Source organism: Chamaesiphon sp. VAR_48_metabat_135_sub, assembly GCF_031418915.1.
Classification (GTDB): domain Bacteria; phylum Cyanobacteriota; class Cyanobacteriia; order Cyanobacteriales; family Chamaesiphonaceae; genus Chamaesiphon.
The window spans coordinates 1-23,036 of sequence record NZ_JANOJV010000175.1 but is presented as its reverse complement, the minus strand read 5'-3'; the positions used below and the strand labels follow the sequence as shown (position 1 = coordinate 23,036).

The 23,036-nt window shown below is 44.8% G+C and carries 18 protein-coding genes and 2 pseudogenes; 12 read left to right on the top strand and 8 right to left on the bottom strand.

What is annotated here, in order from left to right:
• Positions 1 to 125: 125 nt before the first annotated feature.
• The 3 genes from RMO55_RS12935 to patD all read right to left on the bottom strand — a co-directional run bounded on the left by RMO55_RS12935 (position 126) and on the right by patD (position 2,826).
• Positions 126 to 1,781 carry an ABC transporter ATP-binding protein gene (locus tag RMO55_RS12935; protein WP_310427100.1) on the bottom strand — a complete coding sequence of 552 codons (1,656 nt, stop codon included), beginning with the start codon at positions 1,779 to 1,781 and terminating at the stop codon, positions 126 to 128.
• A 79-nt stretch (positions 1,782 to 1,860) separates the two neighbouring features.
• Positions 1,861 to 2,427, bottom strand: a complete 567-nt coding sequence (locus RMO55_RS12930; RefSeq protein WP_310427099.1) for a zf-TFIIB domain-containing protein — start codon at positions 2,425 to 2,427, stop codon at positions 1,861 to 1,863.
• Between the two features lie 54 nt (positions 2,428 to 2,481).
• Positions 2,482 to 2,826, bottom strand: a complete 345-nt coding sequence (patD, locus tag RMO55_RS12925; protein ID WP_310427098.1) for a heterocyst frequency control protein PatD — start codon at positions 2,824 to 2,826, stop codon at positions 2,482 to 2,484.
• Between the two features lie 127 nt (positions 2,827 to 2,953).
• Here patD and RMO55_RS12920 point away from each other — a divergent pair, with 127 nt between their 5' ends.
• From RMO55_RS12920 to RMO55_RS12910, 3 genes are all read left to right on the top strand, one after another.
• Positions 2,954 to 5,275 carry a bifunctional (p)ppGpp synthetase/guanosine-3',5'-bis(diphosphate) 3'-pyrophosphohydrolase gene (locus RMO55_RS12920; RefSeq protein WP_310427096.1) on the top strand — a complete coding sequence of 774 codons (2,322 nt, stop codon included), beginning with the start codon at positions 2,954 to 2,956 and terminating at the stop codon, positions 5,273 to 5,275.
• A 107-nt stretch (positions 5,276 to 5,382) separates the two neighbouring features.
• Entirely contained in the window at positions 5,383 to 7,092 is a 1,710-nt protein-coding gene (gene ureC, locus RMO55_RS12915) for an urease subunit alpha (RefSeq protein WP_310427095.1), read from the top strand.
• Between the two features lie 202 nt (positions 7,093 to 7,294).
• Positions 7,295 to 7,483, top strand: coding sequence for a hypothetical protein (locus RMO55_RS12910; protein ID WP_310427093.1), 189 nt, complete (start codon positions 7,295 to 7,297; stop codon positions 7,481 to 7,483).
• A 156-nt stretch (positions 7,484 to 7,639) separates the two neighbouring features.
• On the opposite strand, the gene RMO55_RS12905 is transcribed toward RMO55_RS12910, so the two are convergent.
• Positions 7,640 to 8,107 (bottom strand): KGK domain-containing protein, encoded by a 468-nt coding sequence (locus RMO55_RS12905; RefSeq protein WP_310427092.1) that lies wholly within the window; start codon positions 8,105 to 8,107, stop codon positions 7,640 to 7,642.
• A 74-nt stretch (positions 8,108 to 8,181) separates the two neighbouring features.
• Between RMO55_RS12905 and RMO55_RS12900 the strand changes: the two genes are divergently transcribed.
• From RMO55_RS12900 to RMO55_RS12880, 5 genes are all read left to right on the top strand, one after another.
• Complete coding sequence (locus RMO55_RS12900; RefSeq protein WP_310427090.1) at positions 8,182 to 8,670, top strand: MgtC/SapB family protein; 489 nt, start codon at positions 8,182 to 8,184, stop codon at positions 8,668 to 8,670.
• Positions 8,671 to 8,913: 243 nt separating this feature from the next.
• Positions 8,914 to 10,056, top strand: coding sequence for an alanine--glyoxylate aminotransferase family protein (locus RMO55_RS12895; RefSeq protein ID WP_310427089.1), 1,143 nt, complete (start codon positions 8,914 to 8,916; stop codon positions 10,054 to 10,056).
• A gap of 131 nt (positions 10,057 to 10,187) precedes the next feature.
• Positions 10,188 to 10,445: a hypothetical protein gene (locus tag RMO55_RS12890; protein WP_310427087.1), complete on the top strand. Its 258-nt coding sequence runs from the start codon at positions 10,188 to 10,190 to the stop codon at positions 10,443 to 10,445.
• Positions 10,446 to 10,894: 449 nt separating this feature from the next.
• Positions 10,895 to 15,886, top strand: coding sequence for a tetratricopeptide repeat protein (locus RMO55_RS12885; RefSeq protein ID WP_310427086.1), 4,992 nt, complete (start codon positions 10,895 to 10,897; stop codon positions 15,884 to 15,886).
• 96 nt (positions 15,887 to 15,982) lie between these two features.
• The gene (locus tag RMO55_RS12880; RefSeq protein WP_310427084.1) at positions 15,983 to 16,111 is read left to right on the top strand and encodes a hypothetical protein; all 129 of its coding nucleotides are present in this window, start codon (positions 15,983 to 15,985) and stop codon (positions 16,109 to 16,111) included.
• A 459-nt stretch (positions 16,112 to 16,570) separates the two neighbouring features.
• Here the strand turns inward: RMO55_RS12880 and RMO55_RS12875 are convergent, their stop codons facing one another.
• On the bottom strand, positions 16,571 to 17,863 hold the full coding sequence (locus tag RMO55_RS12875) for a transposase (protein ID WP_310427083.1): 1,293 nt from the start codon (positions 17,861 to 17,863) through the stop codon (positions 16,571 to 16,573).
• 298 nt (positions 17,864 to 18,161) lie between these two features.
• Here RMO55_RS12875 and RMO55_RS12870 point away from each other — a divergent pair, with 298 nt between their 5' ends.
• The gene (locus RMO55_RS12870; protein ID WP_310427082.1) at positions 18,162 to 18,725 is read left to right on the top strand and encodes an RNA 2'-phosphotransferase; all 564 of its coding nucleotides are present in this window, start codon (positions 18,162 to 18,164) and stop codon (positions 18,723 to 18,725) included.
• Between the two features lie 52 nt (positions 18,726 to 18,777).
• On the top strand, positions 18,778 to 19,968 hold the full coding sequence (locus RMO55_RS12865; RefSeq protein WP_310427081.1) for an AAA family ATPase: 1,191 nt from the start codon (positions 18,778 to 18,780) through the stop codon (positions 19,966 to 19,968).
• Between the two features lie 128 nt (positions 19,969 to 20,096).
• On the opposite strand, the gene RMO55_RS12860 is transcribed toward RMO55_RS12865, so the two are convergent.
• Both RMO55_RS12860 and RMO55_RS12855 read right to left on the bottom strand, forming a co-directional pair.
• On the bottom strand, positions 20,097 to 20,372 hold the full coding sequence (locus RMO55_RS12860) for a hypothetical protein (RefSeq protein WP_310427080.1): 276 nt from the start codon (positions 20,370 to 20,372) through the stop codon (positions 20,097 to 20,099).
• Positions 20,335 to 20,499: pseudogene (locus RMO55_RS12855) on the bottom strand (BrnT family toxin); the annotation flags it as partial. The pseudogene RMO55_RS12855 and the gene RMO55_RS12860, both read right to left, overlap by 38 nt.
• Positions 20,500 to 20,627: 128 nt before the next feature.
• Between RMO55_RS12855 and RMO55_RS12850 the strand changes: the two are divergent.
• Positions 20,628 to 22,037: an ATP/GTP-binding protein gene (locus RMO55_RS12850; protein ID WP_310427079.1), complete on the top strand. Its 1,410-nt coding sequence runs from the start codon at positions 20,628 to 20,630 to the stop codon at positions 22,035 to 22,037.
• A gap of 8 nt (positions 22,038 to 22,045) precedes the next feature.
• Positions 22,046 to 22,654, top strand: coding sequence for an RloB family protein (locus tag RMO55_RS12845; RefSeq protein WP_310427077.1), 609 nt, complete (start codon positions 22,046 to 22,048; stop codon positions 22,652 to 22,654).
• Positions 22,655 to 22,657: 3 nt separating this feature from the next.
• Here the strand turns inward: RMO55_RS12845 and RMO55_RS12840 are convergent.
• Positions 22,658 to 23,036 (bottom strand): annotated as a pseudogene (locus tag RMO55_RS12840) (DNA mismatch repair protein MutS); the annotation flags it as partial.

Sequence of the window (23,036 nt, the reverse complement as noted above, 5' to 3'; positions counted from 1 at the left end):
AATATTTATTAGATCGCCAAGCATCTCCCAACGAGAATCCATATCGCGAGTAATATTAACATGCATTGGGATAGAATTTCTGTCAGGATATTTAAATTAGGGGATAGTAAATAGTGAATATGACTTTATCCTTGTCTTGTCAAGAGGGGAGCGGCGGCGAGTAGCTCTTGAGTGTATGGTTGCTGAGGATTGCTAAAAATTTCTCGGGTTTCGCCCATTTCGACGATTTTACCTTGATTCATTACGGCAATTCGATCGCATAAAAATTTAGCCAGCCATAGATCGTGAGTGATAAATAGATAAGTGAGATTATCTTCGCGTTTGAGTTCGAGCATCAGGTCTAATACTTCTGATTGAATGGTAGCATCCAACATGCTGACTGGTTCGTCGCAAATTACTAATTTGGGTTTGGTAATCAACGCTCGAGCGATACCTACCCGCTGCTGTTGTCCGCCTGAGAGCTGGTTGGGGTATCTATCGAAGTATTCTGAAGCTGGAGTCAGTCCCACTCGTTCTAGCATTGCTAGCACTTGCGCTCTTGTCTCGAAGGGGGTGGCGTTAATCTCATGGATATTCAGAGGATCGCCGATGCTTTCGCCAATGGTCATCATCGGGTTGAGCGACGCGCTAGGATCTTGGAAGATCATCTGCATCTCTCGGCGTTTAGTGCGAATCTGTTTGAGCGATAATTTGGTGAGTTCTTCACCGCAAAATGTAACTGTACCGCCCGTAGCAGGAATTAACTGGAGGATCGTGCGAGAGAGTGTGCTTTTACCACAGCCAGATTCGCCGACTAAGCCAAAGATCTCCCCTTCATAGAGTTCGAGCTGAATATTATCGACAGCTTTAATCGTTTCAGTTTTGGCGTTGGTGAACAATCGCTGGAGAAAACTAGTCTCGATCGTGTAATGTTTCTGGAGTCCTTCGAGTGTTAAAATTGGCTTCCTATCAGCTAGAGCTGTGGCTGTCAGATCTGCTACTCGATTGTCATTTTGGGTGTGTAGAGCCGATTTCAGTAATATTTTGGTGTATTCAGCTTGGGGATCGCCAAAAATCTGTTCGACACTTCCTTCTTCTTCCTTGCGTCCTTTATTCATCACGACAATGCGATCGCAATAAGTCGCGATCGTGGCAAGATCGTGAGAAATCAACAATAATCCCATTTGACGTTCTTCACACAACCGCATCAATTCTCGCAGTATTTCCGCCGATACTCGCACATCTAAACTCGTCGTCGGTTCGTCGGCAATAATCAGCTTAGGGTTTAATAGCAAAGCTAACGCGATCGCCACCCGCTGGCGCATTCCACCGCTGAATTCGTGGGGATACTGGTTCCACCGCTCTTCAGGGATTTTGACGGCTGCTAGGGTGGCTAGAGCGCGTTGTTTGGCTTGTTGTTTGGTCAGATTTGGTTCATGCGCTTGGAGTGTTTCCAGACAGTGATTGCCGATGCTCATTAGCGGATCTAATCGTGTCATCGGATCTTGAAAGATTAATCCCACAACTTCGCCCCGAAATCTGCGAATGGCTTCAGCATCCATCTGAGGGACGGATCGTCCCTCAAATAAGATTTCACCCTCAATCCGAGAATTGGTGGGCAGCAAGCGCATTATTGCCTTACCTAGGGTAGATTTACCACAGCCTGATTCCCCAACAAAGCCGATTTTTTCGCCCGCAGCCAATGTAAAGGATACATCCTCAATCGCATTTACCAATTGCTGACTCGATTCTGCTTGGGGATATGTTACCCAGAGGTTTTGGACGCTTAGTAGTGGAGGCATGGGGTTGGGGTGTTGGGGGGTTTCTTACTCCGTTACTCCCCTACTCCCTTACTCCCCCACTCCCACCCTTCCCTATCCCCTACTCACGATCTCGTTGAAATCGGCGCATCAAATAAGCGGCAGCGAAATCACCATTAGGGTGTTTAGAGAGAAGATCGGCTAGCTCGAAAACTCGTTGTGCCATTTCGACACCGATTTTATCGATTACGGATTGACGTTCGAGTTCATTTAGATGGCTGGAGCGAACCTGAGCTTGCCAAACGCCAGAGAAGATTTGGGCGATATTCGTGTCGAGCTTTAATTGTTCGAGTACCGCCCATTCGCCTCGATCGCACCAGATGCCGCCACAGGTGAGACAATGTTCGAGATAAAATGGTTGTTTGAGCGAGATCTTTCCTCTCGCCATAATCCGCCCACATTCTGGGCAGGGAGCTGTTTTTGCATCGAGTGGACTAGGAGTATAGGGGAGATGATAATTTTGACTGACAACATCGGGGTTTATTGCAATATCTGGGCGTTCGGATCTCCAGCTCTGATAATTACGTCTAGAAATCCATTCACCCGCGCACTCTTGACAGTGTTTTGTCAATAGCATATCGCTGAGAATCCCATTTACCAGCTCAGACTTACATTTAGGACAATCCATTTTAGGCTTTAGGCTTTGGGCTTTAGGCTTTGGGCTTTGAATTAGTAATTAGAATTATGAATTGCTTGTGACAGCTTGGCAATATTGAAGGAGTAGAGTTAGTTTATCTTGATAGGCTTGACGGCGTTGGTGGCTGGTCGTGGGATTACGAGCAGCGGCGATAAACATTAGATCGATCGGGAGTAATCGTAATAGCCGATGGCTTTCGGTTAAATACGATCGCATTTTACCAGCGATGGGATCGGGAAGGCGATCGAGATCTTGGTTGAGGATCTCATGCTCGAAAAACTCGACCGCCTGACTGAGACTGGTTTTTAAGTCAGGAATAGAGTCGGCGGGCAAGTTAGAGAGCAGACTAAATAATTGTTGCCACATTAAAATCTGTTCGGTTGGCAACATAACTAACTTGGTTAGAATAGAATGTATATCTGTAAATAATTTTACACTTCTATCTATCGATCGCTACATCTGCTCGAATTATCTCTATTTAAAGTCATTTGGTATTATCTACCCTATTCTCTTCGCCATGACTACTCCCATCTCTATTTCTGCTAACGATATTGAAGATGTTGCTAAAATCGCTGAACCTGTTCTAGCTAACGATAGTAGTATTTTGACATACGATTGCGATATTCCCGATTGGTTGCAACAGTGTTTGGATGGAGAGAAAAATCCAGATCTGGCGATCGATCTAGATAAACAATTAATTAAGAATGCCTTTCAATTTGCCTACGATCTACATGGCGAACAAAAACGGAAGTCGGGAGAACCGTATATTTGTCATCCTGTCGCCGTCGCCGGATTGCTGCGAGATTTAGGTGGCGGCTCGGCGATGATTGCGGCAGGTTTTTTACATGATATTGTGGAAGATACGGACATTACGATCGATGAGATTGAGTCGAGATTTGGTTCGGAAACGGCGCATTTAGTTGAAGGAGTGACGAAGCTTTCTAAGTTTGAATTTTCTAGTAAGAAGGAGCAACAAGCGGAGAATTTCCGCCGCATGTTTGTCGCGATGGCGCAGGATATTCGAGTGATCGTCGTTAAGTTAGCAGATCGAGTGCATAATATGCGTACTCTCGATCATTTACGAATCGAACGACAGCAAGCAATTTCCCAAGAAACGCGCGATATTTTTGCACCTTTAGCAGATAGATTAGGCTTGGGTCGAATTAAGTGGGAATTAGAAGATCTCTCGTTCAAATATATCGAAGCTGAAGATTATCGGCGCATCCAAGATTTAGTCGCCGAGAAGCGAACAGCACGCGAGGCAAGGATTGCCAACGTAACCGAGATGATTCGGCATCGACTCGATCGAGCGAACATTAAATATGTAGATATCAGCGGTAGACCAAAACATCTCTACAGTATCTATCAAAAGATGCGGTATCAGAAAAAAGAATTTAGCGAGATTTACGATCTTACCGCTATCCGCATTATCGTTGAATCAAATCACGAGTGCTATTTAGCACTAGCCGAAATTCACGATGTATTTAAGCCCATTCCTGGCAGGTTTAAAGATTATATCGGACTGCCAAAAAACAACCGCTACCAATCTCTACATACCACCGTCGTCGGATTCACAGGGACACCATTAGAAGTCCAGATCCGCACGCTAGAAATGCATAATGTTGCTGAATACGGAATCGCCGCTCATTGGAAATACAAAGAAACAGCTAAATCGGATGTAGCAAAACCCGAAACGAATAAAGCAACCACAACGACTAGACGCACCGAAGTCGATGAAAAGTTCGCCTGGTTGCGACAACTATTAGAATGGCAAAATGATGTCAAAGATGCGATCGAATTTGACGATCGTCTCAAAGATCACTTACTCGAACGCGATGTCTACGTCTTCACCCCTAAAGGCGAAGTCGTCTCCCTCCGCCAAGGTTCTACCGCTGTCGATTTCGCCTACCGGATTCATACCGAAGTCGGCAACCACTGTGCTGGAGCCAAGGTCAACGATCGAATTGTCCCCCTTTCTCGGACCCTGCTAAATGGCGATATTGTCGAAGTTATTACCCGCGAGAATAGTCATCCCAGCCTAGATTGGTTGAACTTCGTCGTCAGCCCTGGCGCACGCAACCGAATTACTCAATGGTACAAGAAATCCAATCGAGATGAAAATGTGGCTAGAGGGCGCGAACTTTTAGAGCGAGAACTGGGCAAAAATGGGCTAGAATCCCTGTTAAAATCCGAACCGATGCTCGCAGTCGCCCAACGCTGTAACTATGTCACCGTCGAGGATTTACTCGCAGGTTTGGGCTATGGCGAAATCACCCAGAAAATGGTCGTCAATCGTCTCCGCGAGATGGTTAAAGATCGTCAAACCCCCACCCTCGAACTACCGCCAACAACCGCACCCAAACAAAATTCTCCCCAAAATAGCGACTTCCCAATCCTAGGCATCGAGGGACTGTTACATCATTTGGCGGGTTGTTGTAGCCCGATTCCAGGCGAACCAATTATCGGTTTAGTCACGCGCAATAGTGGGATTTCGATTCACCGCCAAGGCTGCGTAAATGTCGAACAGATGGATGGAAATCGCTTATTACCTGTAAGCTGGAACACCCAAGTCACCAAAGAGAAACCACGTACCTATCCCGTCAGCGTCCAATTGGAAGTACTCGATCGAGTCGGCGTACTCAAGGATGTCTTGTCCCGTTTGACCGATAATAAAATTAACGTGCGATCGGCTAACGTAATCACTCATTATGCTAAACCCGCAATCATCGATCTGTCGATCGAGGTTAGTGATAAGATCCAATTAGAACGATGTTTTGCTCAAATCAAACAGATGAGCGACGTGCTAAATATTCGTCGTCTCGCTCAAACTGAAAATTAACGATGCACCGATAGCCTGTATCAAACAAACTCAGCATAATACCGAGCAGACAATACGTCATCCGAGTAAAATCCAGATAATCATCCAACCTCTTCCCCAGACTGAATATGAGTTATAGAATGGATCGCCGTGCTTACGCTCAGACATACGGTCCCACTACAGGCGATCGAGTCCGGCTTGCGGATACAGAGTTATTCATCGAAATCGAGCGAGATTTGACGACCTATGGGGATGAGGTAAAATTTGGTGGCGGAAAGGTAATTCGGGATGGGATGGGACAGTCGCCGATTTCTAACGCCGATGGTGCGGTGGATTTGGTAATTACCAATGCGGTGATTCTGGATTGGTGGGGAATTATTAAGGCAGATGTGGGGATTAAGGATGGGAAAATTTACAAAGTAGGCAAGGCAGGGAATCCCTATATTCAAGATAATGTTGATATTATTATCGGCCCAGGTACCGAAATTATCGCTGGGGAGGGGTCGATTTTGACAGCGGGGGGGATTGATACCCACATTCATTTTATCTGCCCGCAACAGATTGATGTAGCGATCGCGTCGGGGATTACAACGATGATTGGTGGTGGTACTGGACCAGCAGCCGGAACGAGTGCAACGACGTGTACGCCTGGGGTGTGGAATATGTACAGGATGCTACAGGCGGCGGATGCCTTTCCGATGAATATCGGTTTATTGGGGAAGGGAAATAGCAGTCAGCCTCAAGGTTTGGTCGAACAGATAGAAGCAGGCGCAATCGGGTTAAAATTGCATGAAGATTGGGGAACTACTCCCGCCGCGATCGATAATTGTTTGAATGTGGCGGATGAGTATGATGTTCAGGTAGCGATTCACTCGGATACGCTCAATGAAGCGGGGTTTGTGGAGACAACAATTGCGGCGTTTAAAGGGCGGACAATTCACACTTACCATACCGAAGGTGCAGGCGGTGGACATGCGCCAGATATTATCAAAGTCTGTGGGGAAGCAAATGTATTACCCTCTTCTACTAATCCGACTCGTCCGTATACTTTAAATACCCTCGACGAACATTTGGATATGTTAATGGTGTGTCACCATTTGAGTCCGAGTATCCCTGAAGATGTCGCTTTTGCCGAGTCCAGAATTCGCAGAGAAACGATCGCGGCTGAAGATATTCTCCACGATTTGGGCGCATTTAGTATGATTTCTTCCGACTCTCAAGCGATGGGGAGAATTGGCGAATCAATTATTCGGACTTGGCAAACTGCCCATAAAATGAAAGTCCAACGGGGTGGTTTACCAAACGATCGTCAACCTGCGGATAATTTGCGAGCAAAACGCTATATTTCTAAATACACAATCAATCCGGCGATTACCCACGGGATTAGTAACTATGTGGGATCGATCGAGTCTGGTAAAATTGCTGATTTAGTATTATGGAAACCTGCCTTTTTTGGAGTCAAACCAGAAACCGTAATTAAGGGTGGAATGATTGCCTGGGCACAAATGGGCGATGCCAATGCTAGTATTCCCACACCTCAACCAGTACATATACGACCGATGTTTGGGAGTTATGGTAGTGCGAGAACTAATACTGCGTTTACCTTTATTTCCCAGATTGCAATGGAGCGGTATTTACCAGACCAATTACAATTGAAAAAACAGGCTTTAGTTGTATCGGGGACTCGGAATGTGAGTAAGCGGGATATGAAGTTGAATGACGCATTGCCACGGATGGAAGTTAATCCTGAAACTTATGAAGTGAGAGCGGATGGGGAGTTACTTACCTGTGAACCTGCGACTGTTTTACCAATGGCGCAGCGTTATTTCCTGTTCTAATTTAGCCGCAGATCTATAATGTAGTATTGTATTGAATTTGATGGTATTAATTCTCGACTAACGATCTCGGATAAATATCTTGCATAAGTCATTTGTTTGAGATCGATCGACTCCAGGACTTTTTTGAATATACAGACATTGGCGAAATTTTACCAACTCGCAGAGTGGAAAAGTAGCCGCCGCAGCAGAAACAATCGAGAAAATGAGATTAAATATTGATAAGTTGCAAGGATTAAGAAAAGGTGCGATCGGGAGTATCTATGACGATCCAGAATTAGAGCTACCACTGTCTGATGATGAGATCGATAAGTTGATTCATTATTATAGTTGCACAGATAACGATGTTAAATATCAGCCTTATTATCAGGCGATCGTGTATGTATTAAAATAAGAGGGAATGTATCGTCGATCGTAATTGTCTTCTCAACGCAAAACACCCAAATTCTTAGTAGAACTTGAGTGTTGATATTGTGAAAGATTTTATATTTAATTATATCGATCGATCTACCGTAGATATCTATAACTCATAATTCATAATTGATAAAATCTATTGACCGTTATGATGAATACCAGTGAATACATATTCACTATTGACATACTCATCAGCGGATGGATCTTCCCGTTCGCGGAGCGATGCTGGTGGCGAATTGCGGTCGCGGATTGTTGAATCGCCTGGTAATAACATTTTTTCTTCTGGATCTTCTACATAAAATTCAACAGCAACTTTCACCCGAACTTTACCTTTACACCAACGACGGGTAGCAAGATCGAGAATTTCACAACTAATACCTTCATCGAACCATTGACAATGTTCGTTTGCTAAACGTGTCGAACCGATCATCCGAATCGGAATCTCTAAACCATGCTGTCGTAGTTTCTGATCGATCGCTCTACCAACCGAACCATCAAAAGATTGCCCGATCGCCTTTTTTAGCTTACCAGAACGAAACATTGCCTCACCAAAGGCAATAACATCGTCGTCACCACAATCATAAGGAATAAGATTATTTGTCATAACATTTTTTTGTGATCAAAGGTTACTACTATATACCATTAACATGATGCCATGATATCCTCAAAACAGACCCTATGGATACACCTATTCTGAGCGACAGCAATTTGCTCGATCTCACTATCCGATTGAGTATAGCAATTGTTGCTGGTGGATCGATTGGTTTAGATCGATACATTCACCACAAGGCTGGCGGACTGAGAACCCATATGCTAGTTAGTTTGGGAGCGGCACTCTTTACCATTGTGCCCATAGCTTTAGTCATTGGCACAGCCTCTCAGTATGAGAATCGCACAGATATTGATAGTCTAGGTCGAATTGTCCAAGGAATTGCTGCTGGTGTAGGATTTTTGGGTGCTGGGGAAATCCTCCATACAGCGACATCTGCTCATCAAGATACACCGATTCGAGTGACAGGTTTAACTTCGGCGGCTTCGATCTGGGTAACTGCGGCGATTGGAGTCATCGCTGGCTGTGGGTTGTGGAAATTGGCGATCGTGGCAACTGTGATGACAATCTCGATCCTAACTGGTTTGAAGTACTTGGAGCGAGGGAATGGGGGTTAGGAGATTTAGGCGTTATTCTGTACTTCTGATAAAAATTAGCGTTCCTCTTGCCCAATCCCGAACGCCAAAATTTAATTACTGAGGCTCGTCCAAATTGCCGATCGTGAACCACACCCCTAGCGGCATTGGCTGGTCTTGAGCTAGAATTGACGTTCTGCAAATTGAGTTAGACTTTGCATCTGGAATAGCGGATTGAGTCTAGCTCGTAAGTTTGACTATTATTTTAAACGGGATTTAAAGATCGTGGAAAACAAATTAATGTTGATGATTCCTGGGCCTACACCAGTGCCAGAGAATGTTTTATTAGCTCTAGCCAAACACCCGATCGGCCATCGGAGTGGTGAGTTTAGTCAAATTATGGCAGATGTCACGGCTAATCTCAAGTGGTTGCACCAAACTGAGCATGATGTACTGATGTTGACTGTTTCCGGTACGGGCGCAATGGAAGCAGGGATTATTAATTTCTTCAGTCCTGGCGATCGAGTCTTAGTCGTTCATAATGGTAAGTTTGGCGAACGTTGGGCGGAAGTTGCTAACGCATTCGCCCTAGATGTTGTAGAAGTAACTGCACCCTGGGGTCAACCGATCGATCCAAATGGGGTAAAGTCGGCTTTAGATGCCGATACGGCTAAAGCAATTAAAGGTGTCATCGTCACTCATAGTGAGACTTCTACTGGAGTCATTAATGACCTCGAAACTATTTCTACACATGTTAAAGCACATGGTGCCCTAATTATCGTCGATGCCGTGACTAGTATGGGTGCAGTAAATGTGCCGATCGATAGTTGGGGTTTAGATGTCGTTTGTTCTGGTTCCCAGAAAGGCTTTATGATTCCGCCTGGTTTAGGTTTCGTTACCGTTAGCCCCAAGGCATGGGAAGCTTATAAAGTAGCTAAATTACCTCGCTACTACATGGACTTGGGCAAATATAGCAAAGGTGCAGCTAAAAACACCACTCCATTTACACCTCCAGTTAACCTGATTTTCGCTCTCCAAGCTGCCTTAACGATGATGAAGGCTGAAGGACTAGAAAACATTTTCGCACGTCACCAGCGGCATATGCACGCCTCCCGCGCCGCAGTTACGGCGATGGGGTTGACTCTCTACGCGCCTGAAGGACATGGTAGCCCCGCAATTACGGCTGTTTCCTCAGTAGCAGCGGAGCAGATTCGCAGTGTGATGAAAAAGAAATTTGATATTGTCCTAGCTGGCGGTCAGGATGACCTCAAAGGTAAAATCTTTAGAATCGGTCATTTAGGCTTCGTTTGCGATCGCGATATCCTCACCGCCCTGGCAGCCCTCGAAGCCACCTTATTAGAACTCGGTCATACTGGGTTTACACCTGGTGCTGGTGTTGCTGCTGCCGCGCAGGTGTTGTTGAAATAGAGGGTAGAGAGTAGGGGAGTAAGGGGGTAGGCTGTACCACCGTAAAGGGTGTAGGGGAGTAAGAAACACCCCCACACCCCCACACCCCCACGCCCCCACACCCCACACCCCACACCCCACACCCCACACCCATGCCAACATTCACAATCTCCAACCACCAAATGCCTCTGGCTGTATACCGAGAGGTAGCCGCTCACTTGCAGCAAATTGAGGGAATAACAGTAACTTTTTTAGAGCCGATCGATAGGGTATTTAGCTATACAGAGAGTCAGTTAGGCGGTCTAGAAATTACGGGTGCCGATCGACTGACAGATCTGGATAAAATTCGGGTCGATCGATTACTCCGCTATTATGCCGATCGTTACAATTCTTGGGAAATAGACGGCTAATTGATGGAGATCGTTGTACCCGCAACAATCGAGACTCATTTCTAACCCCTCTTGAATAATCCTGAGACTAGTCTTTTTGGATCGTTTGTAGGAGATTATGACAATTTAGTGTGTTTGTGCCATATAATTCACTTTAATTTAAGTTTGGTGAAATTCGGCACTAGTCCATAGATTATGTCTGGTGGAGATACCTTTTTTATACATTGAAATAAGTTGCCAAAGTAACAAAAAATTGAATTGAGACCAGTTAGACTCTAAATGCACTCAACTCATTCCAGCGTATGGCTTGTAACTCTCTAGCTACATCCATCGATTTTTACTTACTTTCGTCAATAATTCAGACGATCTTCAGCACCCAAGTCAATATTTCGTCAACGTTACACTTTCGATACATAAACTGCGCGAGATTTTTTACCTTTGAAGTCTTTTGAACATCTTTGAAACCAATTATGCTGAGTAAATTTTGGAGCAGTAGTAACAAGAAAAAAGCAGCCCAAATCGAAGAACGAGTTTCTGTTGGAGCAATTCCACCAATAAATCGTGGTCGATCGTCGGGTGAATCTGTCTCTGCGACCCAATATTTAGCCGATCGGCTAAATGGATCTCTCCCAAATGGAGATTCATCTGCGACAGCAATCGCCGAACATGAGATAATGAAACAAGATTTTCTAACTGAGTCCGAATACCTAACTCCTCCCGTGGCCACAGATGACCCAGAAGCTTGGTACAGTCAGGGAAACTTGTATCGTAATGCAGGGAAACTGGATGTTGCCTTAGCTTGCTATAATAAGACAATCGAGCTACAACCCCACAGGCAAGAAGTGTGGGCAAGTTTAGGTTGGGTTTTGGTTGGGCTGAGAAGATGGGAGGAAGCCTTCACTGCTTACGATCGAGCGATCGATCTCCAGCCTGAAGATGCTGAAGCTTGGGCAAATCGAGGCTGGGTGCTATTTCAACTCGGGCGTTACCAAGAAACAATTAGGAGCTGCGATCGAGCGATCGAGATCCATCCTGATGAGCGGTTCGCGCTTTATCAAAAGGGACGCGCTCTATTCGAGCTACAACAGTATGATGCAGCACTATCGGCTTACGATCGGGCACTAGAACTCAAGCCAGATGATAGTCTAACCCTGTCAAATAAGGGCTGGTTATTGTTTCAGATCGGACACCTGCAAGCAGCCGCTAGTTGTTACGAACAGAGTTTGCAGATCGATCCGAGCGATCGATTTGCTTGGAATAATCAAGGTCAGGTATTATTTCAATTAAATAAGCTCACACCAGCAATTCATGCCTATCAGAAGGCAACAGAACTCGATTCGCAATTCTCTCAAGCTTGGAATAACTTGGGCGTTGCCCACTTCGAGCAAAAAAGTTTTCAAGATGCACTAAGATGTTACCGCTGCGCGATCGATATCGCCCCCGATTTTCAAGCAGCTTGGTACAATCAGGGCAAAGTATTATTTTTCCTAGGTGATTTTGAGGCAGCTCTCAAAGCTTATACTAGAGTTACCCAACTGCAACCAGACTTTTATCAAGCCTGGAATCACTGTGGCAATATTCTGTTCCATCTGGGCGAATTGGAAACCGCACTCCGCAAATATGAAGTCGTGACCAAGTTACAGCCCCAATTAGCTGAAGGTTGGACGAATCGCGGTAATATCCTGTCGCAGCTCGATCGACCTCAAGAAGCTCTTAATTGCTACACCCAGGCTACCACACTTTTGCCCAAAGATGCCGAAACTTGGAATAATCGCGGTAAGGCAATGTTCCAACTGGGACGGTACGAACACGCACTCGACTGCTATCGGAAAGCCACCCAACTCGACTCCAATCATAGTGATGCTTGGAATAATCAGGGCAAAACCCTATTCAAACTCGGTAAGTTTGAGTCGGCAATTAATGCATATGAACAAGCGACTAGGCTGCACCCAGATTTTTATACGGCTTGGAATAACTTGGGTGTAGCCCAATTTCATCTCCACCGCTATGATGCCGCAATCGTCAGTTACGATCGCACGATTAAGCTCAACCCCCAATTTCATCAAGCTTGGTACAACAAAGGGATGGCATTATTTCACCTGAGTAAGTACGAGCAAGCTTTGGGTTGTTACGACCAAACTCTCAAGCTCAAGCCAGATTACCACCAAGCCTGGAATAATCTAGGCTTCGTGCTGTTTCATTTAGGTAGATACGACGAGGCAATTAGTAGCTACAATCATACCCTCAAACTCAATCCCGAATTTTATCCCGCTTGGTACAATCAGGGGATGACATTGGCGCATCAGGGTAACTATGCTGAGGCGATCGTCAGTTACGATAAAGCTCTGAGTTATCAGCCAGAAGAAGCCTACACCTGGCACAGTCGGGGTCAGGCTTGTGCAGCGTTAGGTCAACAGCAGGAAGCTCTAGACTGCTACAATCGATCGATCGCCCTCCACCCCGAAAACTATGAACCGTGGTACGAGCGCGGTAAAACTTTTGCCGAACTTGGACAGTATTGTGAAGCAATTTCCAGTCTAGAGCAAACGCTAAAACTGAGGTCTAAAGATCCGGCAATCTGGCATAGTTATGGCATCGTCCAAGGATTGCAAAAAGAGTATAGCTCGGCATTAGAAAGTTACGATCGAGCGATCGCGATTAACTCCAATTTTCACGAAGCCTGGTACGAACGCGGTAACGCGCTCTCGGAATTAGGTAGATATGAATACGCCCTGCTCAATTACGAGCGAGCGATCTCCATGGAGCCAAACTTCGCCCCCGCCATTCAGGGCAAAGGACAGTCACTATTCAAGCTTAACCGCTATCCTGAGGCAATTGCTAGCTACGATGCAGCCCTAGCGATCGCGCCCAATAGCTTCGATTGTTGGTATCAACGCGGCTATGCTTACTCCCACCTAGAACAATGGGAAGATGCGCTCTACAGCTATCAGCAAGCTGTGAAAATTAACAAGAATGCGGCGACTGTTTGGTACCTTCAAGGCAAAACTCTGCTCAAACTCCAACGCTATTCCGCAGCACTGGATGTTTACGACCGCGCCCTCGAACTCAATCCTCAAGATTGCCACAGTTGGAACGATCGCGGCCTCACCTTAGCACATTTGGGTCAACCAGACCAAGCGATCGACAGCTACCGCAAAGCGATCGAAATTCAACCCAACTATCATCCCGCTTGGCATAATTTGGGCAAAGAATTAACCCAAATCGGCGATACCGAAGCTGCGCGAGGAGCCTACGAGCGGGCGATCGAATTTCACCCCCAAGATCCCGATACCTGGTATGGATTGGGCAATTTACTCTGGCAATTAGCCGAATTAGCCGAATCTGTCTATGCTTACCAACAGGTAACGAGTCTCCAACCCGATCGTGTCGAAGCCTGGTATCGTCAAGGCAAGGCTCTCCAACAATTGCAGGAATGGGAACGTGCGGCAATTTGTTACGAACGAGTCACCATCTTAACCTCTCCCAGTTACGATCTCTGCTATAGCCACGGGCACGTTCTATCCCAGTTACAACGCTGGGAAGAAGCTCTCGCCTGCTATGACAAAGCCCTTGAATTGGATGAAAATGCACCAGCAGCCTGGTATGCCAAAGGTTTAGCCCTAGCCGGACTTGACCGCTGGGAAGGTGCTGATGCTTGCTATGAGCGCGCTCTGAGTCTCGATCCTCAAAATCACTCATCGATCTTCTTCAACCAAAGCCAAGTTCAAGCCGCTCAAGGCGAATGGGAAACTGCACTGATATCCTGCTGTCAAGCCATCGAACTCGATCCCAACAATGCCAACGTTTGGGAACAACATGGACGCATCTCGATCGAGCTACGCGATTACAATACCGCTGTAGATAGCCTTCAAACAGCCACCGAAATTCAGCCAGAGCGGGCGAGAAGTTGGCACCTATTGGGACAGGCTCAATACCATCAAGGCGAATTTGTCGCGGCTCTAAATGCCTATCGTCAAGCACTGGAGCTAGAACCCGATCGATCCGATACATATTACCATCGCGGTCATTTACTCAGTCACTTGGAACGCTGGGAAGATGCTCTAGCTAGTTACAACAAAGCAATTGAGTCCGATCCCAATTTTGCCCTGGCTTGGTACCAACGCGGACAAGTCCAGTTTCAGATCCAGACCGACACAACCGAGAATCTTGACAGCTACAAACGCTGTTTGGAACTAGATCCAGACTACGCTCCAGCTTGGTATCAACAGGGAAATCTGCTATTCCAATTAGGACACAGAGAACGCGCCCTCGATAGCTACGAACGCGCACTACAGATCGAGCCAGAAGATTATTATATCTGGAACAATCATGGTAACGTCCTCGGATCGCTCAAACGCTATGAGGAGGCGATCGATAGTTATGACAAAGCTTTAAAATTACAACCCCTGTTCTACCAAAGCTGGCACAATCGGGGTAAGGCTCTATTCCACCTCCACCGTTATGAAGAAGCCGCCCATTCCCACGAGCAGAGCTTGGAAATCCATCCTCACGATGCCAATGCCTGGAATGGTAGAGCGATCTCTCTCAAACAACTGGGCTGTTGGCAGGAAGCACTAGCATGTTACGAGCAAAGTGTCAGTGTCAATCCCCAAGATCCCCTCGTGTGGATCGATCGGGGCATCGCCTTATTTCATCTCCAAAAATACGAAGATGCGATCGCCTGTTACGACAACTGTGCGATTATCAACCCCGACGATAGCCACGCCTATTATCACCGAGGCAATGCTCTGCTCGAACTCAAACAATGGGAAGCCGCTGTTGCTAGCTTCGATCGATCCCTGACCTTATCGCGCACGCTCGTAACTGGAGCTTCTTCCTCCGAGCATCACGCCTGGAATGGTCGCGGCAATGCCCTCTTTCAACTCGGCAACTTAGAAAGTGCCCTCCACAGTTATCGCCAAGCCACCAAGGTTGCCCCTCAAGACCCCACAGGCTGGAATAACCAGGGTTTAATCCACCTCAACCTCCAACAGTATCCTGAGGCTCTCCAGTGCTATCAGACCAGTCTTCAACTTAGGGATGATGATGCCCCAACTTGGTACAAACAGTCGATTGCCCAGCAAGCTCTAGGACAAGTAGAAGCCGCGATCGTTAGTCTCGATCGATCGATAGGATTAGACCCAGAATATATTCTCGCTTGGTCTCGACGGGGCAATATTCATCTGATGAGACGTGAATTTGAAGCGGCGTTAGCTGACTATGAAATCGTCCTCAACCTCGACCCAGATCGAGCAGCCGCCTGGAATAGTCGCGGAAATTGTCTGCTCGAACTCCATCGACTCGACAATGCCCTATTCAGCTTTGAGCAAGCCACTGGACTAGATCCGGAGAATCCAGAGTTATGGTTCAATAAGGGTAGGGTTTACAGCAGTCTCGAACAGTGGCAAGAAGCTGAAAACTGCTATCAACATGCTAGGGGTTTGACACAGCGAGATTGGTAATGGAGTTGGGGGAGTTGTAGGGGTGTTGGCGAAAGCGCGAGCGTACAGTTAAGTTGGTTTCTGAGATTACTAAATTCGGGGTAGGACATCACCACAATGAATAGCGTCTGGGGATTGAATCGCCTCAACTTCTCGACCCAAACGATACAGCTCAACCTGTCTATCCCCAAAATCGACAGGTTGAGCCAAATCTTACTCCCAGTCGTTGGTATTCGAGCATTTTAACTTTTACAGCAATCAATCTATCCGTAGCAGAACGCAGTTCGGCGACTAATTCAGCCACCAGCAGCAAAAGTCAGCATGATCGTTACCGATAACAGCAAACCTGGGCAGAGTAATACGACTAATAGAAGCAAATCTTGGCTTTCCATGCTAATTAGGATTTAGGGGTTAGAAATATTCGATCGATATCAGCTTCTACTATAATCGCGATCGTCAGAGTCAGCGCAGAAATCATACGATCTTTTAATCTGACGCAGCATTCTCTAGCCATGGTTTGATTCGATCGTGGGTATGCTAGAGATAATGTGAGTTCGATCGTGCTAGTTTGCCATCTATATTGACATACTCCCGTCACTGAGCGGAGTACCGCTACAGTGGGGGATTCTTATTCATGGTTCATCGAAGTTCGCTTACCGAATCAAATTGCTTATCAGCAGCAGTGGCGATCTTCTCCCCATGCTTTCACTCTGCTTGGGTTCGTTCCATGGTCGGGTTCCCCGACCGGACGAACTCCGCTTCCGAGCCAGATTCGTCATGCCCTGACGTACTGTGCTGGGCGGGTGACCCGCCACGCTGTTTGTTCCACTCAACACCAAGAATGTTCAATCCTTTATGCAGAATGTTCAGAGCCGCATTTGTGTCGCGACAAATCTCAATCTTGCAGTTAGGACATGAATGTGTTCTAGTACTGAGGGATTTTTTGACCCGATGACCGCAATTAGAGCAATCTTGGGACGTGTAGTTAGGCGATACTGCCACAACTGCTTTATCCCAAATCTTGCCGTAGTAGTCTAGCCATTGAGTGTATTGATACCAACCAGCATCAGAAATTGACTTAGCCAAATGATGATTTTTGACCATGTTCGCAATCTGCAAATTTTCATACACCACGACATCGTTAGATATCACTACGTTTCGGGCTTGCTTGATTGCCCAATCTTTTCGCTGGCGTTGAATTTTGAGATGAACTCTTCCTAGTCGTTTCCGTGCCCTGTGGTAGTTGTTTGATTGAGGTTTAGCACCTTTGACAAACTTCTTACTTAATCTTCTGGCAGCTTTTTTTAATTTGCGTTCGGACTTTCGCAAGAATTGAGGGTAGATGACGGCGTTATCATTTTGGTCTTTGGTGAAAAACTTCAACCCTAGATCCAATCCGACAACATTACCCGAATACTCCCCCTGCTCTTTACGATCTGCATCAAAACAGAATTGGGCATAATACCCATCTGCTCTCCGCACAATCCGCACACGATTAATTTTTAACCTTTGCAAGTCTTCTTGAGTTTCATTGTTGCAAAATATCGACAATGTTCCAATCTCAAAACCATCGGTGAATGCGATCGATTTGCAATCATCTGATAGTTTCCATCCTGAAACCTTATATTCAACAGAGCGACAATGTTTTTTAAACTTGGGAAAACCTGCTTGGTGCTTTTCCATGGTCGGGGAACCCGACCGGAAAGCATCCGCTTTCTTTCCTACACCCTTTTTGCATCGGGCATAGAAGCTAGAGATAGCAGCCCAAGCACGTTCAGCACTAGCTTGACGAGCGGCGGAGTTAAGCTTCTTAGCAAAGTCAAACTCTTTAGCCAGGTCTTTGCATATGCTGTACAAATCGGCTTTACTCGTGCCTTGATTGTTCATCCAATAGCGAACGGCTTTGTTCCGAATGAACTGTGCTGTTTGGATGGCTTCATCAATGGCAGAATATTGCTCTGGTGTACCGTGTTTTAGCTTGGCTTCTCTAACTATCATGAAACTATGATAACATAATTTTATCTAGAAAAACCCAGATAAAATATTGAATAAGCAATGAATTTGTTCGTCTCCTCATGCCTGCCCTCCTTCCGAGATCTGCTGATTGTCGGGATTGTCGGGCAGGCAATCGTCACCTCACTCGCATTCATCTACTGGTCGGGTGACCCGACCAATCCACCACCAAACGGAGTACCGTTTTGGTGGGGGCATTCTGCTGTTCTAGGTAAAGGGCAGGGGGGAGGCTGATGATTATGCCCCTTTACCCTTTACCCTTTACTCTTCTCCCAACTCCCCTATGAGCAAACAGCAAATTCCCCAACGCCACGTTAGAATCAGTAAATACCTATCCAAACACTTGCGCCACCAACCAGAACGTATCGGCTTGGAACTCGCACCAGGTGGATGGGTAAATGTAGCCGATCTGCTAGCCGCCACAGCCAAAAATGGATTTGAAATTAGTTTAGCCGATCTCAAACAAGTCGTAGCCACCAATGAGAAACAACGTTTTTCTTTCGATGATTCCGGCGATTTAATTCGCGCCAATCAGGGACATTCTACTGAAGTAGATTTACAACTTCCAGTTCGCACTCCTCCTGCCATTCTCTATCATGGGACTCATGTCAAAGTAGTAACAGAAATTTTAAAGACAGGATTGCAAAAAATGTCTCGTCACCACGTTCATCTCACCACAAATTTGAGTATGGCTCATCAAGTAGGTGGTAGACGTGGGAAGAGCATTGTATTGGGTGTAAATGCGCTGTTAATGGAAAGCAATGGTTATGACTTCTACTGCACCGAAAATGATGTGTGGTTGGTTGATGAGGTACCACCACAATATCTACAACTATTAGCAGCGTGATTCGCCTAGAGCATTAAGCTCTTGAAGCAAATTTTAAAGACAGAAAATTAATATGGGATATGGAGATTTCAACCAGAATAATAACGCTCAAAATAAAGGGCTATTAGCAGCGGGATGGCGACCGCTAAATCGGGATTTGGATGTTGGTTTTTTCGCGAATATAGTTGTTAATGATACCTGGAATTTAGCGAAACGGAGTGCTGATTTTTTTAGCGATGTCGCCGATGCTCTCAGCCGCAAACAATATTCATGGTGGGCAAATATTCTGAATGTATTTTCAGATAGCGTGCAGTATGAATTTAACGAACTCTGGAACTATATTACGCCAGATCCGGCCGCACCCGATCGCCGACATAAAGATGTCCTCGTCGCTCAAACTCCGATCGTTCAATTAGTCAGTCGCGATAGTATTCCGATCGAGTATGTGCTCAATCGATTGGAAGAAATCACTGTCAAGAATATTCTGGAGATTTTGGGCAAACCCGATCTGATTACTCAGTACTATTGGGAGCGGTATTTCTACTATCCTTGCGATCGATTCACTAGTTGGGATCGGCTGGAAGTCCTGGGCTATGTTTCGGCTTACTGGAAAGAATATGATATCTGGGTACAGGTGGAGACATACGAAAAAGGCAAACGTCAATATACAATTTGTGCCAAGGATTTAGCCCCATTAATTAATAAAGCTACTTATGATGTAGCCGTGATTTTAAGCGGCTATAAAAGTCGGGTAGGTAAAATCAATAGCGACTATCCCATTCGATCGTTCTCAGCCGATATTCAAATCTTTAGCGATCTAGTTCAACAAGCAATTATTGACGACGATCGAGTGGCTGTACTCGTCAACGGTGCGCCTGGCACAGGTAAAACTGTCTGGACGCAAGCGATCGCCAAAGAAGTACTAATGCCCTTGGGTTATGTGATCTTTATCCTCGATCACGATGCTGTCGAAAACTTCGTACCACCGAGTTATTTAGAGCGGATTTGTCTGATTATTAATGAAGCTGATAACCTCGCCAAAAATCGTGCCCTTGAATCCGCCCAAGATAATAGTAAAACCGAACATATTTTGAGTCTGCTAGATGGGACACTTTATCAGAGCGTAATTGATGAAGCGGGGATTCATATTCAACAGAAATTGGTAGTATTAATGACCTGCAATACAACCGATCGCATGGACCCAGCTTTACTGCGTAAAGGACGAATTGATTTCACCTATGAATTCGTTCATAAATTTGTTTGATACTTTCTTTTCAGTGTCAATGATACTCAGCGAATCTACATCAAGTATGTATTAACTCACTCTGAATACGATAAGGATAAAAGGATAAATGGAAAGATGATCCATACTATTAACCGAAATGTCTATTTTTATGCAGATTGTCGGGTGTTATTTTCAATATATCGGCGTAGAACTGTATTAATCATTTCTGTCGGCTGTATACCTTGAGACTGAAACCATTTCATCACATCGGGATCTAGATGCACTAAATTATGAGCCTGTGCTGCTGGAATTCGTAGTGTTGCACGCTCAAAAAATTCATCCGTTAATGGTGGAATATCTGAGTAATCAATGTTGTCATCAGACATCTCTGCCAATGCTTCCCAATTAGTACCTGAGGTATTGTTCGAGTCGTTTTTGTTCATGACGGTTTGCTCTTCGTGCTGAAATTATTCGGATTATATCCCCTTGTCGCTCTGTCCAGACAACTACCGCTACACCAAGACCGAGAAATCCAATCCCCATCCATCGATCTTCGCCATAATCAATACGGCAAATTGTTATTGGTGGCATGATTAAAGGATATAATTGTTATTAAAGATGATTTAAAGAGAAAAAATCTCCATTATTAGTATTTTAAATTCTCGATCATTAATAGTTTCATCTCAGATGAGGGCGTAATGCTGGTTCAAGTTACAATCGAAAACTTTCTATCCTTCAGGGATGAAACCACCTTCAGCATGTTAGGTGCGAATAGTGATGTAAGCCATCTAGCGCATCTTGCTGTCGATGTAGCTGGCAAAGGTAAATCATTGCTGCCTGTTGCAGCTATTTATGGTGCAAATGCAGCAGGCAAATCTAATCTGATTAAAGCCATTGATTTTGCACAAGATTTAATTGTCGAAGGAACGCGCAGTGGGAAAGCTATTCTAGTCCCTACATTCAAACTAGGAGACTACAGTAAAAAGCCTAGTAAATTTGAGTTCATATTTACTTATGGAAATGCGTTATATTCTTATGGCTTTACATTCAATTCTGGTCAGATACTTGAAGAATGGCTTTACGGAGTCCCGCCTAACAAAAAAAGAGAAGTGCAATATTTTGACAGAACTACTTCTGAAAGCAAAGAAACAAAAATAGAGTATGGATCGATACTTAGAGGTAAAGGTGACAAAGAGAAGCAGTTTCTAGAATTTATTGCAAAAGGGACAAGATCGAATCAACTTTTCTTGACAGAAGCTGTAGATCGAAATGTTACAATTCTGATGCCTATTGTTCATTGGTTCAAGAGAGTTCTAACGATAATTCCTTCAGATCCTCGCTCCATAGGTCTAGAGATTGGAATACTAAGTAGTGAAGAATTTACTAGCTTTCTTGGTAAGTTTTTGAAATTTTCTGGTACTGGCATTGATTCCATTAGCGTCGAGGAAGTTGCACTTGATTTTGATGCTCATTTTCCAGAAATGCCTGTAAACATGAGGGAAGAACTTAATCAGCAACTTGCTGAGAGCAATGAAGATTCTATAATCATGCTTGAAAATATGCCTGGAAAGAGATATCTCCTTATGAAACGAGATGGAGGTCAACTAAGTTTAATGCAACTTAAAACTAAGCATCTAAATGACAAAGATCAGCTTGTAGAATTCTCTATAGAAGAGGAATCAGAAGGTACACAGCGTTTGATTAATTTGATTCCTGCTTTATTTATCCTCAAAAATAAATCAGAGAAGGTTGTATTGTTGGATGAATTAGATTGTCGATTACATCCTTTGTTGTCACGTCAGTTTCTAGAATTTTTCTTGCAATGTAAAACTGAAGAAAGTAAAAACCAACTAATTTTCACGACTCACGACACAAATTTACTTGATTTAAAACTTTTACGTCGAGATGAAATTTGGCTTGTAGAAAAAAACAAGCAAGGGGGATCTCACCTATATTCATTGGCAGAATTTAAGATTAGACCCGATTTAAAAGTTGGAAAAGGCTATTTAGATGGGCGGTTTGGTGCAATTCCATTTTTTGGCGATATTAGTACTTTAGGCTGGCTTAATTGCGAAACAGAGTCTCCTGCTATTAAAGTCAAGGCTTGATAACAGTAATGCAAAAAGCTCGTAGAACGAAGTTGCTCGATCGCCGATATAACATTCGAGATGCACGATTATTTGTAATTGCTACTGAAGGTGCTAAAACGGAGGAGAGCTATTTTGAAATATTCAATGATTCCCGCATTAAAATTGCCGTCATTACGACGGGAGTAGAAAATGACTCTGCACCACAATATGTAATAAAAAGGCTTGATGAATTTGCTGAAAAGTATGATCTAAATGAAGAGGATACATTATGGTTAGTATTAGATGTAGATCGCTGGGGCGCAAAGAATCTAAGCTCAGTCTGTCGCCAAGCCAAACAGAAAAAATATCATTTAGCGATCAGCAATCCCTGTTTTGAAGCTTGGTTGTGTTTACATCTTGGAGATTTAGATCCCGATGATACCAGCAGCAAGGATTTCAAAACAAGGCTGCGATCTATTTTAGGGAGTTATAATGGCAGTAATCTTGATGTATCTCCTTTTCTTGAACATATTCAGGATGCTATTCGACGGGCAAAAGAGCTACATCCAAATGCTAATCAAAACTGGCCGCAAACTCCAGGTTCCCATGTCTATCGAGTTGTTGAAATGATCCTTAACGTTATATCAAACGAATGAATCTCAAGACATCGATTCTCGTAGCCCCAATGCGATTTTACTATGCTCCTCAATCTGCGACATCACCTGTCGGGCGCGACTAATTACTGTTGGTGGTAGACCTGCGAGTCTTCCCGCTTCAATCCCGTAGGATTTACTTGCTCCGCCTGGTTGGACTTGATGGAGAAAGATAATTTGATCGGGGAGTTCTTTGACTGTGACTTGATAATTTGCGACGTTAGATAGGATCGAGGCGAGTTCGTTTAGTTCGTGATAATGGGTGGCAAAAATTGTGCGAGAACCGATTTCGGTGGCGAGATATTCGGCGACTGCCCAGGCGATCGACAAACCGTCAAATGTAGCTGTTCCTCGTCCAATTTCATCTAATAAAACGAGAGAATTG

Excerpts from the sequence above, each read along its gene's own strand:
- RMO55_RS12935 (WP_310427100.1), bottom strand. The coding sequence starts at position 1,781 with ATGCCTCCACTACTAAGCGTCCAAAACCTCTGGGTAACATATCCCCAA.
- RMO55_RS12930 (WP_310427099.1), bottom strand. The coding sequence starts at position 2,427 with ATGGATTGTCCTAAATGTAAGTCTGAGCTGGTAAATGGGATTCTCAGC.
- patD (WP_310427098.1), bottom strand. The coding sequence starts at position 2,826 with ATGTTGCCAACCGAACAGATTTTAATGTGGCAACAATTATTTAGTCTG.
- RMO55_RS12920 (WP_310427096.1), top strand. The coding sequence starts at position 2,954 with ATGACTACTCCCATCTCTATTTCTGCTAACGATATTGAAGATGTTGCT.
- ureC (WP_310427095.1), top strand. The coding sequence starts at position 5,383 with ATGAGTTATAGAATGGATCGCCGTGCTTACGCTCAGACATACGGTCCC.
- RMO55_RS12910 (WP_310427093.1), top strand. The coding sequence starts at position 7,295 with ATGAGATTAAATATTGATAAGTTGCAAGGATTAAGAAAAGGTGCGATC.
- RMO55_RS12905 (WP_310427092.1), bottom strand. The coding sequence starts at position 8,107 with ATGACAAATAATCTTATTCCTTATGATTGTGGTGACGACGATGTTATT.
- RMO55_RS12900 (WP_310427090.1), top strand. The coding sequence starts at position 8,182 with ATGGATACACCTATTCTGAGCGACAGCAATTTGCTCGATCTCACTATC.
- RMO55_RS12890 (WP_310427087.1), top strand. The coding sequence starts at position 10,188 with ATGCCAACATTCACAATCTCCAACCACCAAATGCCTCTGGCTGTATAC.
- RMO55_RS12885 (WP_310427086.1), top strand. The coding sequence starts at position 10,895 with ATGCTGAGTAAATTTTGGAGCAGTAGTAACAAGAAAAAAGCAGCCCAA.
- RMO55_RS12880 (WP_310427084.1), top strand. The coding sequence starts at position 15,983 with ATGAATAGCGTCTGGGGATTGAATCGCCTCAACTTCTCGACCCAAACG.
- RMO55_RS12875 (WP_310427083.1), bottom strand. The coding sequence starts at position 17,863 with ATGATAGTTAGAGAAGCCAAGCTAAAACACGGTACACCAGAGCAATAT.
- RMO55_RS12870 (WP_310427082.1), top strand. The coding sequence starts at position 18,162 with ATGAGCAAACAGCAAATTCCCCAACGCCACGTTAGAATCAGTAAATAC.
- RMO55_RS12865 (WP_310427081.1), top strand. The coding sequence starts at position 18,778 with ATGGGATATGGAGATTTCAACCAGAATAATAACGCTCAAAATAAAGGG.
- RMO55_RS12860 (WP_310427080.1), bottom strand. The coding sequence starts at position 20,372 with ATGAACAAAAACGACTCGAACAATACCTCAGGTACTAATTGGGAAGCA.
- RMO55_RS12850 (WP_310427079.1), top strand. The coding sequence starts at position 20,628 with ATGCTGGTTCAAGTTACAATCGAAAACTTTCTATCCTTCAGGGATGAA.
- RMO55_RS12845 (WP_310427077.1), top strand. The coding sequence starts at position 22,046 with ATGCAAAAAGCTCGTAGAACGAAGTTGCTCGATCGCCGATATAACATT.